The sequence below is a fragment of the Sphingobacterium tenebrionis genome, assembly GCF_037126265.1.
In the GTDB taxonomy this organism is placed as follows: domain Bacteria; phylum Bacteroidota; class Bacteroidia; order Sphingobacteriales; family Sphingobacteriaceae; genus Sphingobacterium; species Sphingobacterium tenebrionis.
The window spans coordinates 42308-58263 of sequence record NZ_JAYLLN010000006.1; the positions used below are offsets into that span (position 1 = coordinate 42308).

Annotated in this window: 15 protein-coding genes; 4 read left to right on the top strand and 11 right to left on the bottom strand. The window is 42.2% G+C overall.

The window, feature by feature from the left end; translation table 11 throughout:
* The 5 genes from VJ786_RS04300 to folB all read right to left on the bottom strand — a co-directional run bounded on the left by VJ786_RS04300 (window position 1) and on the right by folB (window position 4315).
* Window positions 1-1056, bottom strand: coding sequence for an efflux RND transporter periplasmic adaptor subunit (locus VJ786_RS04300; protein ID WP_134776936.1), 1056 nt, complete (start codon window positions 1054-1056; stop codon window positions 1-3).
* A 5-nt stretch (window positions 1057-1061) separates the two neighbouring features.
* Window positions 1062-2423 carry a TolC family protein gene (locus VJ786_RS04305; RefSeq protein WP_134776937.1) on the bottom strand — a complete coding sequence of 454 codons (1362 nt, stop codon included), beginning with the start codon at window positions 2421-2423 and terminating at the stop codon, window positions 1062-1064.
* Between the two features lie 32 nt (window positions 2424-2455).
* Window positions 2456-3082 carry a TetR/AcrR family transcriptional regulator gene (locus tag VJ786_RS04310; RefSeq protein ID WP_134776938.1) on the bottom strand — a complete coding sequence of 209 codons (627 nt, stop codon included), beginning with the start codon at window positions 3080-3082 and terminating at the stop codon, window positions 2456-2458.
* A 206-nt stretch (window positions 3083-3288) separates the two neighbouring features.
* The gene (locus VJ786_RS04315) at window positions 3289-3732 is read right to left on the bottom strand and encodes an Hsp20/alpha crystallin family protein (protein ID WP_134776939.1); all 444 of its coding nucleotides are present in this window, start codon (window positions 3730-3732) and stop codon (window positions 3289-3291) included.
* A 214-nt stretch (window positions 3733-3946) separates the two neighbouring features.
* Window positions 3947-4315: a dihydroneopterin aldolase gene (gene folB / locus VJ786_RS04320; protein WP_134776940.1), complete on the bottom strand. Its 369-nt coding sequence runs from the start codon at window positions 4313-4315 to the stop codon at window positions 3947-3949.
* 75 nt (window positions 4316-4390) lie between these two features.
* On the opposite strand from folB, the gene VJ786_RS04325 reads away from it, so the two are divergent.
* Window positions 4391-5128, top strand: a complete 738-nt coding sequence (locus VJ786_RS04325; protein ID WP_134776941.1) for a 3-keto-disaccharide hydrolase — start codon at window positions 4391-4393, stop codon at window positions 5126-5128.
* 347 nt (window positions 5129-5475) lie between these two features.
* On the opposite strand, the gene VJ786_RS04330 is transcribed toward VJ786_RS04325, so the two are convergent.
* The 3 genes from VJ786_RS04330 to VJ786_RS04340 all read right to left on the bottom strand — a co-directional run bounded on the left by VJ786_RS04330 (window position 5476) and on the right by VJ786_RS04340 (window position 8686).
* Window positions 5476-6984, bottom strand: a complete 1509-nt coding sequence (locus VJ786_RS04330; RefSeq protein WP_134776942.1) for a carbon-nitrogen hydrolase family protein — start codon at window positions 6982-6984, stop codon at window positions 5476-5478.
* A 246-nt stretch (window positions 6985-7230) separates the two neighbouring features.
* Complete coding sequence (locus VJ786_RS04335; RefSeq protein ID WP_099365331.1) at window positions 7231-7551, bottom strand: DUF3467 domain-containing protein; 321 nt, start codon at window positions 7549-7551, stop codon at window positions 7231-7233.
* Between the two features lie 19 nt (window positions 7552-7570).
* Window positions 7571-8686 carry a M42 family metallopeptidase gene (locus VJ786_RS04340; protein ID WP_099365330.1) on the bottom strand — a complete coding sequence of 372 codons (1116 nt, stop codon included), beginning with the start codon at window positions 8684-8686 and terminating at the stop codon, window positions 7571-7573.
* Between the two features lie 93 nt (window positions 8687-8779).
* Between VJ786_RS04340 and lgt the strand changes: the two genes are divergently transcribed.
* Both lgt and VJ786_RS04350 read left to right on the top strand, forming a co-directional pair.
* Window positions 8780-9619 carry a prolipoprotein diacylglyceryl transferase gene (lgt, locus tag VJ786_RS04345; RefSeq protein ID WP_134776943.1) on the top strand — a complete coding sequence of 280 codons (840 nt, stop codon included), beginning with the start codon at window positions 8780-8782 and terminating at the stop codon, window positions 9617-9619.
* A 44-nt stretch (window positions 9620-9663) separates the two neighbouring features.
* Window positions 9664-10860, top strand: coding sequence for a multidrug effflux MFS transporter (locus VJ786_RS04350; RefSeq protein ID WP_134776944.1), 1197 nt, complete (start codon window positions 9664-9666; stop codon window positions 10858-10860).
* On the opposite strand, the gene aroQ is transcribed toward VJ786_RS04350, so the two are convergent.
* Together aroQ and VJ786_RS04360 are read right to left on the bottom strand one after the other, a co-directional pair.
* Window positions 10857-11270, bottom strand: coding sequence for a type II 3-dehydroquinate dehydratase (gene aroQ, locus VJ786_RS04355; RefSeq protein WP_134776945.1), 414 nt, complete (start codon window positions 11268-11270; stop codon window positions 10857-10859). The two genes, VJ786_RS04350 and aroQ, sit on opposite strands and share 4 nt — an antisense overlap.
* A gap of 53 nt (window positions 11271-11323) precedes the next feature.
* Window positions 11324-12964: a gliding motility protein RemB gene (locus VJ786_RS04360; RefSeq protein ID WP_134776946.1), complete on the bottom strand. Its 1641-nt coding sequence runs from the start codon at window positions 12962-12964 to the stop codon at window positions 11324-11326.
* A 192-nt stretch (window positions 12965-13156) separates the two neighbouring features.
* Between VJ786_RS04360 and VJ786_RS04365 the strand changes: the two genes are divergently transcribed.
* Window positions 13157-14575, top strand: a complete 1419-nt coding sequence (locus VJ786_RS04365) for a glycoside hydrolase family 125 protein (RefSeq protein WP_134776947.1) — start codon at window positions 13157-13159, stop codon at window positions 14573-14575.
* Window positions 14576-14665: 90 nt separating this feature from the next.
* Here VJ786_RS04365 and VJ786_RS04370 read toward each other — a convergent pair whose 3' ends face one another.
* Entirely contained in the window at window positions 14666-15745 is a 1080-nt protein-coding gene (locus VJ786_RS04370; protein WP_099365325.1) for a hypothetical protein, read from the bottom strand.
* Between the last annotated feature and the right edge of the window lie 211 nt (window positions 15746-15956).

A 15956-nucleotide genomic window follows, 5' to 3' on the forward strand; every position in this document is an offset into this window, starting at 1 on the left:
TTATTTACGAATTTGGATAGGTGATCCGTCCTGGAGATAAGCACTCCCAGCAACGATCAATCCTTGAGCTCCCTCAAGTCCAGAACTGATCAGCACTTCATCCTTTTCCATTCTGGCGATCTTCACTGGCTGCTTTTTTGCTTTTTTGCCATCAAAGGTGACAAACACATAGCCGTCCTGCCCATCGGCATCCAGTAGGGCGCTGTATGGAATCCTCCAATAAGGTTCTTTGGAAGGCTGAACCGATTGAATAACCGAACGGCCAAATATCCCTGATGCCAATTTATAGGCAGGCTTTTCCCGCAGCTCCAAGAAGATGGTGAAAGTACCGGATTGCGAATCCAATCCTTCGGATTTCTTGGAAACCACCGCCGCCAAGGTATCATTGGGCATCGCATCGGTACTGATCTTTGCCTGATCCCCGATCTTGATCTGCGCCCATTGTTGATCTCCTACACCTACCTTCAGTTTCCAATTGGCATTGCTAGCGCCATTGACCTGTAATACCGGTGTTCCAGGACCTACAACCTGCCCATCATTCGCCAGCTTTGCCAGTACATAGCCCGAAACGGGTGAATAGATATTGGAATATTGTTGATTGAAACCCACCGATTTCACATCCTGCAAGGCTACATCCAAAGCTGTTTTGGCGTTCTGTAATTGCTCCAACGTAGCGACACTATCACGGTATAATTTGCTGGCGCGTTCATAATCCCGCCGTGCCTTCTCGACCGACAGGTTGACCTGACCTGCACGTGCATCCACCTCCGAGCTATGAACGGAGGCCAATAACTGCCCTTTCCGGACCGGATCTCCTTCTTTCACCAGAATTCGGGAGATCACCCCGCCATTCTTAAAACCCAGAATGGTCTCATCATCGGTGCTGAAAACGCCCGTTGCTTCAATTTCATTGACCCCACCGGAGGCTTGTAAACTGATTAATTTAACGGGAATGGTATCCTGTACAGGTAATGCAGATTTCCGCTCCGAAGGTCCACATCCCACAAAAAAGATTAAACTTGCACTTGCTATAAGAGCTGTATATAAGGTTTTCATATCGTTTAGTTTAAAGGGTAAGAAGCATTTTCACGTTCAAATTTTGCCAGAGCCGATAAGAGCTTAAAAGCGGCAATGTTATTTGCCAATTGGGCATTGGTGTACTGCGAGCGGGCATCGATGGTCTCGATATAGGTATTTACCCCTTCCTGAAATCCCCGAAGGATCAATCGTTGATAGGTGGCGGCAGCTTCCAGCTGTACCTTGGAGCTCTCATAATTCTTTTGCATGGCCAGCATTTCATTCTTCGACATCCTCGCCACTAATTCCAATTGCTGTTTCGCTTGTACCAATTGGTTCTGGGCTTCGGCAACAGCGATCTGGCTTTCCTGGATCTTCAGTTTATTCCGGTTTCCGGCAAAAATCGGAAAGCTCAACTGTGCACCGACCATATAATATTGCGATTGACTACTTACTTTCATTCCTTCGGCCTGGGAACCCAGATCAAGAAAAGCATTCAATTTCGGGATGTACACCTGCTTATTCATATCCAACATGGTCTCCTGGATCTGGATATTATCCTGTAGGGACTTTAATTCCTCCCGGGCAGAAATATCCACTTGAAGGGGCTGACCCATAGTCTGAACCGCCTCCGATTTCCCTTCACTTTCTGTTATTGGCGCTTCGGCATCTCGATTCAATAAGGCATTGAAATAGTATTGCGCATTTTTAACCTGCTGCTCCGCTTCAGCGATCTTTGCCTCCTGTTGGGCAATCTCCGCATCAGCTCGAACCACATAGGCCGGAAGTCCTTTCCCCGCATCCAATAATTTCTGGTTTACCCTTCTTCCCTCTTTAGCCAAGCTTGCCGCATTCTCATAAATAGCTTTCGCTTCTAGGGCGCTGAGGTAATTGAAATAAGCTATTTTTATATCCTTCACCAATTCCCTTTTATATTGTTCAAGCTCCTGCTTGTTCATCTTCACCATCGTTTCCCGTATTTGTCGGTTATGTTTGATATCCGTATTGATGATCGGCACGGAAGTCCTCACCTTGGCATCGTAATAATGTTGGGGCAAGAAATTAATCTGTTGGTTTTCGATCTGCGGGAAAGCCTGGCTCTGTGTCAACTGGTTCAGTGTGGTATACACCGGGTTCAGCATATCCCCAACCGGAAGGTCAATGGAACGACCACCATCTGCATGTGTATAGGTTAATTCGAAAGAGATGTCGGGTAAATACATCGTCCGGGCAGCCTCCAAACCATTCATGGCCCTTTTCAGGGATAGGTTCTTGGAAACCAACGTGAGGTTACTATCCAATCCCAATTTCACATACCTATCCAATATAGGATTCTGGGCTTTACTACTGCCCGAAATCCCCACTAAAAAGAGGCAAAGAATTAAGCATTTAAAACATGTTTTCATTATTAACAGTGTTAAGTAAGTGATCAAATTTTTTATTTCGTGCTTCCCATCATTTGAACAAAAGCCTCAAAGGAGGCATACATCATGTCCTTTACGCCTTCTTGAAATCCCACCACATCAATGATCTTTTCCAGATGTTGGGTAACATGTAGGGTAACCAGTCCGTGGACCGCCGCCCAGGCCTGCATAGTGACTGCCTCTACAGTCATCCCTTTAAAATAGCCCTGCTGTTGGCATTGGGCAACGGTCATTTTCAGAAATTCCAGCACGCGTTCTCCCTCCTGCCATTGTTCACTACCACATTGCTGGTCCAGGAAATCCATGGGCTCTTTCATCATAAACATAACTTCGTAATATTCAGGATGGTCCAAGGCAAATTCAATATAATTCTTACCAACGGCCTTTAACCGTTCAAATGGATCTTCCACGACTCCCAAGGGCATAAAACGGTCACGCATCATGGTGAAACCCACCTGATGCAGTGCATAGATCAAATCATTTTTATCTTTATAATAGAGGTAGATCGTGGTCGGACTGAAACCAATCTCTTGGGCGATCTTACGGATGGAGGTTGATTCATATCCTTGTTGCACAAACAATTTTTTTGCTGCTTCAAGGATCAATACCTTTAAATCTTCTTTTTGTTTCTGTTTTTTCATGGAGTTAGTGAATACAGAACAAAACTACTTAACACCGTTAAGTTTTTAAGAAGAATCAGTCATTTTTTTTAAAAAAAATTAAAAACTGAAAAAAAATGACTGATTATAGGGGTAAAAAGCGGTTTGATTACCGAGTTTGGAGGGAATTTAATTGTAACAAAAAAGGGTAGCCTAAGCTACCCTTCATCAACTAACCACAACTAATCTTACTTCACCTCTATAAGTCTTTTAACAACAATTGCTTCTTCTTTTTTACCAATTTTGATTGCCAATACGCCATCTTCGTAAGACGCATCGATATTCGCATAATCCACTACCTCTGGTAAGGTAAATGAACGGGAGAATGAAGTATAGCTAAATTCTTTTTTGCTATAGGTTTTTCCATCTTCTACTTTCTCCTCTTTCTTCTCAACGGAAATACTGATGATATTCTTATCTACGTTGATTTTAAAATCTTCTTTTTTCAATCCAGGAGCCGCCAATTCAATTTGGAATGCCTCTGGTGATTCGGTGATGTTTACCGCAGGAACGCGGGTAACCAAACGATCACTGATGAATGAATCATTGAATAGGTTGTCGAATACGTTGTTAACGAATGGGTTTACAGCGTCTGTATTGTACGATTTTCCAGGTAATTTAATTAATGCCATGTTTTAATTCCTCCTTATTAATAATGTAATGTTTTTATTTTTTTTAATTCAAATACACTAGCTCTTGTTCAATGAACGTACCAAGTGTTATTTTCATTATTTAAAGGACAAATTGACAGATATTGTTTTGCAATAAAAGACAAAATGACATTTTAAGGGAGATTAAGCCGTAGGGATAAGGGTGTTATCCTTTGCAGTATTGCAGGAGAATCAACTAATCTTTGCTGTAATGCAGGGAAACAACGGAATTCGCTAGATCACCACCGAAAGGAGGATTGGACTTACGGATCCGAACATCTATCTTTTGTACAGAAGAATAGGTTTCTACCAATTTATTAAGGATATCTTCCGCTGCGGATTCCAAAAGTTTACGGCGTGGACTCATCACTTCTACCAATATCCGATAGATTTCCTCGTAATTGATGGTGTTCTCGAGGACTTCCGAGTCGGGGTTTTTAAAAGGGAAACTTACAGAGACGGTAACAAAGAACTCATTTCCTAAAATCTGTTCTTCTTCGTAAAATCCAATGGGAGAATAAAATCGAACGTCTTCTAGGGAAACTTGCTGGATGATTTGGGCCATTTCTGTAAAGTTTTAATGATGGATAGCTTAAAATTAATCAATATTCTTATATTAACACAAATAAATCTAAAACCTATGCTCAAACAAACGTTAATCATTTCGATGTTAGGAATGGCAGGGATCTGCCAGGCCCAAACAAAATTCCAACCACAGGATACGGAGTTTTATAGCCCTGTACCTCCTGTTGTAAAAACATTTGCCAATAAAGCGCCCAGTGATGCGATAATTTTATTTGATGGGAAGGATTTGGGGGAATGGGTAAGTGAGAAAGATGGGAAATCGCCTGCGGCTTGGACTATATCGAATGGGATGCTGACGGTAAAACCGCAGACCGGAGGGATTAGGACCAAAAGGGATTTTGAGGATTTTCAATTGCATTTGGAATGGCGGAGTCCGGAGGTGATAAAGGGTGAAGGCCAGGGACGGGGTAATTCTGGGGTATTCCTGCAGGGGAAGTATGAGGTGCAGGTATTGGATAATGATGATAATAAGACCTATGTGAATGGGCAGGCTGGAAGTTTATATAAGCAGAGTGCGCCATTGGTGGAAGTCAGGAAACCGGAAAATGGTTGGCATAGTTATGATATTATTTATTCGGCGCCAAGGTTTAATGAAAATGGGAGATTGATTAAGCGGGGGATGGTTACTGTTTTGCATAATGGGGTTTTGGTGCAGAATAATACGGAGCTGCAGGGAACAACGGAGTATATTGGAATGCCAAAAATGGTAGCCCATGGAAGGGGGCCAATTGCTTTACAGGATCATGGGGATTTGGTTTCCTTTAGAAATATTTGGATAAGAGAATTGAAGTGATGGGAATTGAATGGAGGGGAATTGAATGAAGGGACCCTCGTCATTGCGAGGAACGAAGCAATCTTCCATCATGTCATGCTGAGCGTAGTCGAAGCATCTGTTCGTTAGTAACCGTACAGATCCTTCGACGATGCTCAGGATGACAAAGGGCATTCAGGATGACAAAGGGCATTCAGGATGACAAAGGGTGCGCAACGTGACAAAGGCCAAAGATTGCTTCGTCGTACCTCCTCGCAATGACGTGGTTCCTCGCAATGACGCAAAAACCTCCTCGCAATGACGTGGTTCCTCGCAATGACGCAAAAACCTCCTCGCAATGACGCTAAGCCTTAAAAAATTACCCCAGCCTACTTCAACAAATTAACTGAATACAAATCCTTCCTTCTATCCTGCAAGATCTTCACCGTCCCATACTCATGCAAATCCTTCAGCGCTGATAAATCCACATCCGCAATCAACACCATCTCCGTATTCGGTGTTGCTTCCGCCTTGATCGCATTATTCGGAAACGCAAAATCAGAAGGCGTAAAAACAGCCGATTGCGAATATTGAATATCCATATTATTTACCCGTGGCAAATTCCCCACAGATCCCGCTATCGCCACATAACACTCATTCTCAATCGCCCTAGCCTGCGCACAAGACCTCACCCGAATATATCCATTCTGCGTATCTGTCATATAAGGCACAAACAAAATCTGCATCCCTTGATCCGCCAAGATCCTGCTCACCTCCGGAAATTCCACATCATAACAGATCAATAAACCCACCTTACCACAATCCGTATCAAACACCTTTACTTCACTTCCACCTACCAAGCCATAATACTTAAACTCATTCGGTGTAATATGGATCTTCTTGTACGAATCCAAACTACCGTTCCTATGGCACAGGTAAGAAATATTATACAACTTTCCGCGCTCCATGATCGGCATGGATCCCGCAATGATGTTCACATTATACGAAACCGCAAACTGCTGGATCCGCTCAATGATCTCCTTGGTATGTTCTGCCAACTTCTCCATCGCCAAACGCTCCGGAAGCTCATTGTAAGGACTCATCAACGGCGTATTGAAAAACTCCGGAAACATGATGAAATCCGTGTTATAATCACTCACCGTATCCACGAAAAACTCTACCTGATCATAAAATTCCTGAAGATCCTTAAAAGAACGCATCTGCCACTGCACCAATCCTAAACGTATCGTCTGCTTAGAGGCCGAAAACGATTTGGACAAAGGTTCATAGTAAATGTTATTCCATTCCAATAAGGTAGCCACCTCCATGGATTCCGAATCCTCCGGAAGATAATTCTTCAAAATCTTCTTCACGTGGAAATCATTCGACAACTGGAAGGTCAAGGTCGGATCATAGATTTCTTTGCGTTTTACCTTTTCGATATAGGTACGCGGGGTCATGCTATCCGCATAGTTATGGTAATTCGGGATACGACCACCTGCAATGATCCGTTGAAGGTTCATCGCCTCACATAATTCCTTACGCGCATCGTACAATCGACGGCCTAAACGTAACGAACGGAAATCCGGATGCACAAATACCTCGATCCCGTAAAGGGTATCCCCTTCATTATCGTGTTTCTCAAAGGTACCATCATCGATTATCGCGTAGTATTTATCGTATATATTGGTTTTTTGCGAATCCAAAAGAATGGATAAGGCACAGGCCACCACTTTTCCATCCACTTCCACCGCAATCTGTCCATCCGGAAAAATATCCACCAGATCAACAATATTCTCTTTTGTCCACACATCCCCTAACCCTTGGTATGCCTCGGTCATAGAGTTTTTTAAATCCTTGTAATCTTTCTTACTAAGGTTCCTTACTTTAATATCCATATATTATTTGCTTTCAATGCCTGAAAACGGCAATACTATTCTAAAACAAATCCTATTCCAAAAAACCAAACAACAGCTAATAATTCTGCTTTTCAGAATATTGATCGAAATGTATGCTAAACCTATGTTTTCGGGGTAAAATCAAGGCCTTAGCATACTTAAAGCATGATTTAGTATACCTAACATACGAAAAACATACTTTAGGTATACTTTCACCATACTTTCAGGGCGAACCAAGAAGGCTGCTTATGCTTCGCCTTTAGGTCCTCCAAAGTTCAATGGGAATGGAAAATCCTTGGAATTGATCGGTCCATTCTGCCCTTCGAAACGTTGTATATTTTCCTGCAATGCATTCAATAATTGTTTGGCATGCTCTGGTGTCAAAATCACCCGCGATTTTACCTTAGCCTTAGGAACTCCAGGCATCAAACGTATAAAATCCAATACAAACTCTGTATTCGAATGCGTAATGATCGCCAAATTTGAATATACCCCTTCTGCCATCTCCTCGGTTAGTTCAATACTGATCTCTGGGTTTTCGGGTAAGTTCTGATTGTTGTTATCCATGTTTATAAATCGTTAATAATTATTTGCTGAATGTTCTAAAATCCTGATCCTTTTTAATGGAAAGTACCATTTCATAAATCAATCGGATGACATTGTCTACGTCTTCCTTATGGATCATCTCCACCGTGGTATGCATATAGCGCAAAGGTAAGGAAATCAGCGCAGAAGGAACCCCGCCATTGGAATAGGCAAAGGCATCGGTATCCGTTCCTGTCCATCTGGAGGAAGCTTGGCGCTGGATGGGGATATTATTTTGCTGAGCCACCTCGATCAGTTGCCTGTTCAGGTTGATCTGCACTGCCGGCGCATAGGAAACCACCGGTCCTTTCCCACAGGCAAGATCGCCTTGTGTAATCTTATTGATCATTGGGGTATTGGTATCATGCGTAACATCCGTTACGATCGCCACATTCGGCTTGATGTATTGGGAGATCATTTCCGCACCACGAAGTCCGATCTCTTCCTGAACAGAATTTACTATGTACAATCCGAAAGGCAATTTCTTCTTGTTCTCCTTCAATAAACGAGCTACCTCCGCAATCATAAAACCGCCTGCACGGTTATCCATCGCGCGACCAACATAATAACGATCGTTCAATACCATGAATTCATCTTCATAGGTAATCACACAACCCACATGAATACCCAATTCTTCCACCTCTTCCTTGGAAGTACATCCGCAATCCAGGAAGATGTTCTTCAACGATGGAGATTCTTCTTTTTCACCCGAACGGGTATGGATAGCCGGCCAGCCAAAGACTGCTTTTACAATGCCCTTATCGGTATGGATGTTCACTCTTTTGGATGGAGCGATCTGATGGTCAGAACCACCATTTCGGATCACATAGATCAACCCATCCTTGGAGATGTAATTGACAAACCAGGAAATCTCATCCGCATGCGCCTCGATGACCACTTTATAAGTTGCCTTCGGATTGATGATCCCCACTGCAGTACCGTAATTATCGATGTAGGTTTCATCCACATAAGGTTTTAGGTAATCTAACCACATACGTTGTCCAGCCCATTCGAAACCTGTTGGGGAAGGATTATTGATATATTTTTCAAAAAACTGAAGTGATTCGGCGGTTACCACACTTGGTCTTTCTTCCTCTAATACTTTCTTTTTTGCCATTTGTATTCGTTTATGCTGCACAAAATAAGTATTTCCTTAATTTTCGCAAAAATAAATCCGAAACCTTATCTTTACCGCATATTATTATTCAACATGATTGACCTGTTAAGTTTTATCCATTGGGAGCCTAAACCCGAAATATTTAGCATAGGAAGCTTTGGCGTACGTTATTACTCGCTTTGTTGGTTGTTGGCTTTTGTGGCATCCTACTTCTTGATGCTGAATGTTTTCAAACGTGAAGGAAAATCCCAGGACCTGTTAGATCAATTGACCATCTATATTTTTATAGGTACTTTGGTTGGTGCTCGTTTAGGACACTGTTTCTTTTACGATTGGGCATATTTTAAGGATCATTTCATTGAGATCTTCATTCCCATGCAGAAAGTGAACGGCTCTTGGCAATTGACCGGTTTTACGGGTTTGGCAAGTCATGGTGGTGCCGTAGGGATTTTGACCGCCATGTGGTTATTCGCCCGGAAAAGTAAAACGAATTTCATGTGGGTGGCCGACCGCCTTTCCTTGGTTATCCCGGTTGCCTGTGCGTTTATCCGTTTGGGGAACTTCTTCAATTCGGAAATGATCGGAAATCCAACCGACCTTCCTTGGGCAGTTGTTTTTGGCCATGAGGATAATATTCCACGTCATCCGGCGCAATTATACGAAGCACTTGCTTACGTGATCAGTTTCTTGATCCTATGGGGCATCTATAAGAAAAACATACATCCAAAACCTGGTAAACTATTCGGTCTGATGTTGATTCTATTGTTCACCGCCCGTTTTGTGATTGAATTTGTGAAACTGGACCAAGTGGATTTTGAAGCAGGCATGGCCTTGAACATGGGACAATGGTTAAGTATTCCATTCATCCTACTAGGGTTCTACTTTTTATTGAGAACACCAAAAGAACCGCAAAAAGTTCAGAATAAAAGATAATCTTCGCCCTGCCATTAGGCAGGGCTTTTTTAGCTCATTACACCTTGAAAAACAGAAAAACAACATTATTGATTCTAGGGCTTCTATCTGCAATAGGTCCTTTTTCCATCGATCTTTACCTGCCGGCATTCGATATCATTGCGCAAGATTTTAATACCAATGTAGAAAATGTACAATTATCCCTGACCTCCTTTTTCATCGGGATTGCCTTCGGACAGATGATATATGGTCCTTTATTGGATAAGTACGGTCGGAAGAAGCCTTTATTGGTGGGTTTAGGTATTTATGTAGTCGCATCCATTCTATGTGCCTTTACCCGAGACATCAATCACTTGATCTTATTACGTTTTCTGCAGGCATTGGGTTCTTGCGGGGGGATGGTTGGTGCCAGAGCGATGGTTGCGGACTATTATTCCAGCAGAGAAGCAGCACGGGTATTCAGTTTATTAATGTTGGTGATCGGGGTATCGCCTATCCTAGCACCCAGCATAGGTGCTTTTATGCTTCAACACTTGGATTGGCATTATATCTTTATATTCCTGACCATTTTGGCGGCAGTGATCTTATTGGGTACCAAGTTCCTTTTACCGGAAAGTTATGCCGGGAACAAAGAGCTGTCCCTCAAACCAAAATCCATCCTTTCCAACTTTTGGCAGGTCCTTTCCAATAATACCTTTATCTCCTATTGTTTGATCGGATCCATATCCTCCGCAGGAACATACGCTTATTTGGCAGGCTCTTCCTTCATCATGCAAACCTTGTTCGGACTGAGCAAAAGTCAATATGGATTGGCCTTTGCGTTCATTGCTTCGGCCATGATCATTGCCACCCAGATCAACCGCTGGTTATTGAAAAAACACAGCTCTGCGAGGATTTCTTTGATTGCTAATATCTGGCAGGCATGTATCGGCATCTGTATGGTCATCGCCTTAAGCTTGAATCTGCTGACCTTTCCGACCCTGTTGATCCTGATCTTTTTGTTTCTGTTCGGGTATGGATTTATCTTTCCGAATACCTCTGCCATCGCGTTATCCCCATTCAAAGGTTTAGCAGGCAGTGCATCGGCACTATTGGGATGTATTCAAATGGCTATTGGCGCATTGGCTTCGGCGGTGGTGAGCCTATTGCATAACAGTACAGCCTGGCCTATGCTATCGGTGATGGCATTTGGGGCCGTGGCTTCCCTAGTATTGCACCTGTTTGTAAGAAGGTTTGTGAAAACAAATACAGAATTGGCCTAGAAACTTGCTAAGGCCAATCGGTATCCATCCAATCCGAAACCAACGATTATACCTTTACAGTTCTTGGAAAGATAAGAATGATGGCGGAATGTTTCGCGTTGATGTACATTGGAAATATGCACCTCAATGACCGGCGTAGTGATGGCTGCAATGGCATCGGCTATTGCTACAGAAGTATGCGTATAAGCTCCTGCATTCAACACCACCCCATCAAAATTAAATCCGATTTCGTGTAATTTATCGATGATCGCACCTTCGGAATTACTCTGAAAATAGCTCAGCTCCAAACCTGGAAACTTCGCTTTTAATTCCTCCAGATAGGATTCAAAAGATTGATCGCCATAAATACCTTTTTCACGGACACCTAACAAGTTTAGGTTTGGACCATTGAGGATTAATATTTTTTTCATGAATTGAAGATATGCTCTAAAGATAATGTTAAGCGCTAAAGATACTATAATCCCTACATATCTCCATAGAAGTTACGGAAACTAGATCGTAGACCTACATTGATCACGCCTGATTTCTGTGTTGCTGCGCCTTCGATTCTATTGTATCGTTGGGTATAGCCCACTTCAAAACGAAGATTATATTTCGGGTTCAATACATAGGCAACTTTCATATCCGCATAGAACAGATCGTTCTGTATACCTTGACCGATTTTGTTGCCATAGGTATTTGGTGCGGTTTGATAGCTCTGGAAGATATCTCCACCATAATTTACAAAACCACCCATACCGTCTGCTGGGTCTGTACCGTAACGGCTATATAAGCCTTGGGCAGAGAAATCGAAACGGTTCCAAGAGTAGTTCACTAAACCAAGGAGCTCACGGAAGTTAGCACCCCGAGGGTGTGCCAATGGCTCTCCCCTGTTGGAATAATTGGAGATGGACACAAAGTGCTGGTAAGTATAAGGACGAACCATATTGTATTCACCCAAGATATTCAGGTTCTGTACGCCAAAGATGTTGAAGGCTTTAGCTCCTAACTGAGCACCCCATTTATTATGTACATAGCCATTATTGGCAAAGAATTCCTTAGCGGTGAATTCACCCAATAAAAACTGTCCATATACGGTTGCATTATTAAGCACCTTGTATTTGGCATTCAGCCCTAGGAACATTTTATCTGGTGAGGATCGGTTGGAGTTTTCTACGGCTCTAATGAACATGACCGGATTCAGGTAATTAAAATCAAAACCTCTTTTTCCAGCCTGTGTTTTATTCGCCCAAACCACCGATTGGAAAAAACCAATGGATAAACGGTTGGTCACGTTATAATCTAAATATTGAAATGCTCCCCATTTGATGCCATCACCATAACGGTTTCCAGAGTTCATGGAATCAATCCTTGGGTTGCGAGGGTCGTTCATATACGCCCAAATGGAGGTATATTGGACATTTCCTACTTTACCGGTTAATTTCAGATGAGCATAATTGGAGGAAAAGTCGGATAATAACACGGAACGGTAACCATCACCGATGAAGTTCTTATCATAGGCCAATGTCGCCTGCAGGTAATCACTGAAATCATAGGTCAGGTTGGCTGTTGCATACATCCAATCCTTTTCCTTGCCGAGGTGGTTCTTTGAAGCTGCTTGGCCAGGTACGACCATGGATTTCTGCACATACTCATCGATATAATGCGGGAATACGGCTTGGTTTTCAAAGAAATTACCATAAAAGGTAAATTTATCTTTAATATTTACTCCAGCTTGTATACCGCGGGTATTCAACCAGGTTGTTCTTTTATCGGCGTTGATCAATTCCTTACCGATCATAAAATCCGGTAGAACATCCAGGTAAAAAGTATGGTCATCTTTTTCCACCTCTATCAAATGTTCATTAAAGACCTTACGCATGAACCAATTATCCGAATTGACAGGATGCAGGGATTGAATGGAATCCATTTTCTCCAATAATCGGCCTTTGAACAAATAAGGCTTGGAAGACGTATGGTATCGGGTATCTACGGAATATAACTCTTCGTCGTATTTTTGGTAATGTTGGTACGAGTATGGTTGATTTTTTACTTGTGCCTGCGAGGTATTGAAATAGGCCATGCCCAACAATCCAGCAAACACATAGGTTAATGACTGTTTCATAAATAAATTTCCGTTTATTTGCGCTATTCTATCAAATTCTATTCCTAAATATCCCGCAAGTTACTTTTAATAATTAAGCTTCCCCTATTTTAAGTTCAATAAGTAGCTAAAACGTTAATTCAAACTTCTTATTTTACAGTACAATTTGTATATTGCGGTAATAAATCATCGTGAAACCCCTATAAACTAAATATGAAGCGAAGAACTTTTCTACAAAATTCGGCCGCGTTAGGCGCCGGTATGCTGGCTAGTAAATTCAGCTTTGCCATGCCTCCAGCCGATTTTCCGGTGGTGCGGGTGGCGGAAAAAGACCGTCATTTCCGAAGTAAGCCGATCGAAGATATGATCAAGGAATTCCAGAAGAATGTAGCCGATAAGGAATTGGGCTGGATGTTCAACAACTGTTTGCCGAATACCTTGGATACCACCATCTATGATGAAACCAAGGACAACCGCAAGAGAACTTATGTAATCACCGGAGACATCGATGCCATGTGGTTGCGCGATAGTAGTGCGCAGGTTTGGCCTTATCTTCAATTCATGAAAAAGGATCCGAAATTGAAGGATCTGATCCTGGGATTGATCAATAAGCAATCGGAATGTATCAATATAGACCCTTACGCCAATGCTTTCTATAATGATCCGACCAAAAAAGGAGAATGGTTCAAGGATCATACCGACATGAAACCCGGTCTGCATGAACGTAAATGGGAAATAGATTCGCTCTGCTACCCTATTAGATTGGCCTATCATTATTGGAAGGAAACCAATGATAATACCCCATTTGATGAAGTATGGGTGCAAGCACAGGAAAAAACCTTGCAGACTTTTATCGAACAGCAACGGAAGGAGAATCTTGGCCCCTATCGTTTTGAACGGACGACTTCCCGTGGTTCAGATACCCTTCAGGTAGATGGATATGGCTATCCGGTCAATCCCGTTGGTCTGATCGTTTCCAGTTTCCGTCCTTCAGATGACTGCAGTATTTTCCCATTCCTGATCCCTTCAAATCTTTTTGCGGTTACCAGTTTGAGGCAATCGGCAGAGATTTTAAGGAAAGTAAAGAACAATACCGATTTGGCGGCCAAAATGGAAGCTTTGGCCAATGAAGTGGATGCTGCCGTGAAGAAATATGGTATCATCGACCATCCTACGCATGGGCGTGTATATGCATTTGAGGTGGATGGCTTCGGAAGTTACCTGATGATGGATGACGCGAATGTCCCTAGTTTATTGGCTTTACCTTATTTGGGGGCAGTGGATAAGAATGATGAGGTTTACCAACGCACAAGAGCGTATATACTATCGGACAAAAACCCGTTCTTCTTTAAGGGGAAATTTGCAGAAGGAATCGGCGGACCGCATATTGGTCGTGATATGATCTGGCCGATGTCCATTATCATGCGTGCTTTCACTTCTTCGAATGATGAAGAGATCCGAACCTGTGTTCAGACCTTAAAGAAAACACATGGTGGAACTGGATTTATGCATGAGTCCTTCCATAAAGATGACCCTAAGAAATTTACCAGACATTGGTTTGCGTGGACAAATACGCTGTTTGGTGAGTTGCTATGGAAATTATACAAGGAGAAACCTCAATTGTTGAGTTAAGTTTTTTCAGCTAAAGCTGAGCTATAATTTAATTTAACGGGGCTACTTTGCTTGAAAACCGATGCAAAGTAGCCCCGTTAATTATTTTCACTAATTTCTTATCACAAAATCATTCAGGTAGATCTTTTTTGATTCTGCAAAAAGCACCTTAGGTTGTCCGTTTGTCCATAGGACAGCAGTGGATTTCGTACCGTTCAAATAATTCCCTAGCACATACACTTTGCCAGCAACAACTTGAATCGCCGTTGCGGCAAGACTTTGGTTAGGATTCAATTGATAGAGTTTTGTTCTGTTTTTATAGACTACCGCAGTACCCTTATTGTTGTTGTAAAAATTGGCTACATAATAATAATCCTGACCAGACATCGTACCAATGACATCCGTAGCAGAACCACCCAATAGCATTTTAAAAACCTGCACATCGTTTTTCCAAACCATGGCCGCATCGCCGTCCTTAGCAAAGTTTTCTTTACCGATCACATAGATATCCGAACCAATTGCATGGACATAATCGGCATAGGTATTTGGACCAGCAAGCGCAATCGCATAACCATCTTTGAACATGTGGGCATTACTATTAAATCGACCTGCCAATACTGGTTTACCGTTCGATTCCGTAATGGAAGTCAAAGTGGATGAGGCAAGACAACAAGCCTTTCTGGATTCTACGCCATTTGTCCACAGAAATAACCCATAGTAGCCTGAATGGTCTTTCGTTCCTCCAACATATACTTTTGAACCAATTACATTGATCGAAGTCCCACTATTAAAATTTCCGGCAGCAGTTAAATAGGAAATCCTGTTATTCTTCCAATAAGCAACGCGTTTTTTTCCTCCTGCAGCCATTTGGTAGCCTGTTACATGGGCTTCCTTAGTGTTCACTGCTGCAATCGCCAAGGCATCAGACCGTGTATTTGGCGAAAGATTGATCAGGGAATCGTTAATGCTCAAGATCGCGTTCCGATCTGCAGTCTTAAAATCTGCATTATATTTATAACCCGCATAGAAAAACGTAAGGGGCTTGGGTGTTGGTGTTGTCGGTGGATCTATGGGAACTTCCGGATTTCCTGGATCAGGAGTCACGGGTTCCACCTCTTTCTTACTACAGGAAGAAATAATCATCAACATGCTCAATGCCAATACGGCGCTTTTTAAATCTAATCTTTTCATAATTTTTATTTCTTGCTAATTGGCACACAAAAAAAGAACCAGTCTTAGACGGTATAGAAGGGTTGGCTATAGGAATTATATAAATCATGCTCTTTAGCATTTAAACAGGGAAATGAGGGTATATACAAAGTATCTACTTCATATTTTAACAGGGAATTTTAAAAATGATTGGCTACCTTATGGTAATTAAGCTAAGAAAAGTCATCTTTGC

Bases quoted from the DNA above. Each gene is read 5' to 3' on its own strand.
- VJ786_RS04300 (WP_134776936.1), bottom strand. From the start codon at position 1,056: ATGAAAACCTTATATACAGCTCTTATAGCAAGTGCAAGTTTAATCTTT.
- VJ786_RS04305 (WP_134776937.1), bottom strand. From the start codon at position 2,423: ATGAAAACATGTTTTAAATGCTTAATTCTTTGCCTCTTTTTAGTGGGG.
- VJ786_RS04310 (WP_134776938.1), bottom strand. From the start codon at position 3,082: ATGAAAAAACAGAAACAAAAAGAAGATTTAAAGGTATTGATCCTTGAA.
- VJ786_RS04315 (WP_134776939.1), bottom strand. From the start codon at position 3,732: ATGGCATTAATTAAATTACCTGGAAAATCGTACAATACAGACGCTGTA.
- folB (WP_134776940.1), bottom strand. From the start codon at position 4,315: ATGGCCCAAATCATCCAGCAAGTTTCCCTAGAAGACGTTCGATTTTAT.
- VJ786_RS04325 (WP_134776941.1), top strand. From the start codon at position 4,391: ATGCTCAAACAAACGTTAATCATTTCGATGTTAGGAATGGCAGGGATC.
- VJ786_RS04330 (WP_134776942.1), bottom strand. From the start codon at position 6,984: ATGGATATTAAAGTAAGGAACCTTAGTAAGAAAGATTACAAGGATTTA.
- VJ786_RS04335 (WP_099365331.1), bottom strand. From the start codon at position 7,551: ATGGATAACAACAATCAGAACTTACCCGAAAACCCAGAGATCAGTATT.
- VJ786_RS04340 (WP_099365330.1), bottom strand. From the start codon at position 8,686: ATGGCAAAAAAGAAAGTATTAGAGGAAGAAAGACCAAGTGTGGTAACC.
- lgt (WP_134776943.1), top strand. From the start codon at position 8,780: ATGATTGACCTGTTAAGTTTTATCCATTGGGAGCCTAAACCCGAAATA.
- aroQ (WP_134776945.1), bottom strand. From the start codon at position 11,270: ATGAAAAAAATATTAATCCTCAATGGTCCAAACCTAAACTTGTTAGGT.
- VJ786_RS04360 (WP_134776946.1), bottom strand. From the start codon at position 12,964: ATGAAACAGTCATTAACCTATGTGTTTGCTGGATTGTTGGGCATGGCC.
- VJ786_RS04365 (WP_134776947.1), top strand. From the start codon at position 13,157: ATGAAGCGAAGAACTTTTCTACAAAATTCGGCCGCGTTAGGCGCCGGT.
- VJ786_RS04370 (WP_099365325.1), bottom strand. From the start codon at position 15,745: ATGAAAAGATTAGATTTAAAAAGCGCCGTATTGGCATTGAGCATGTTG.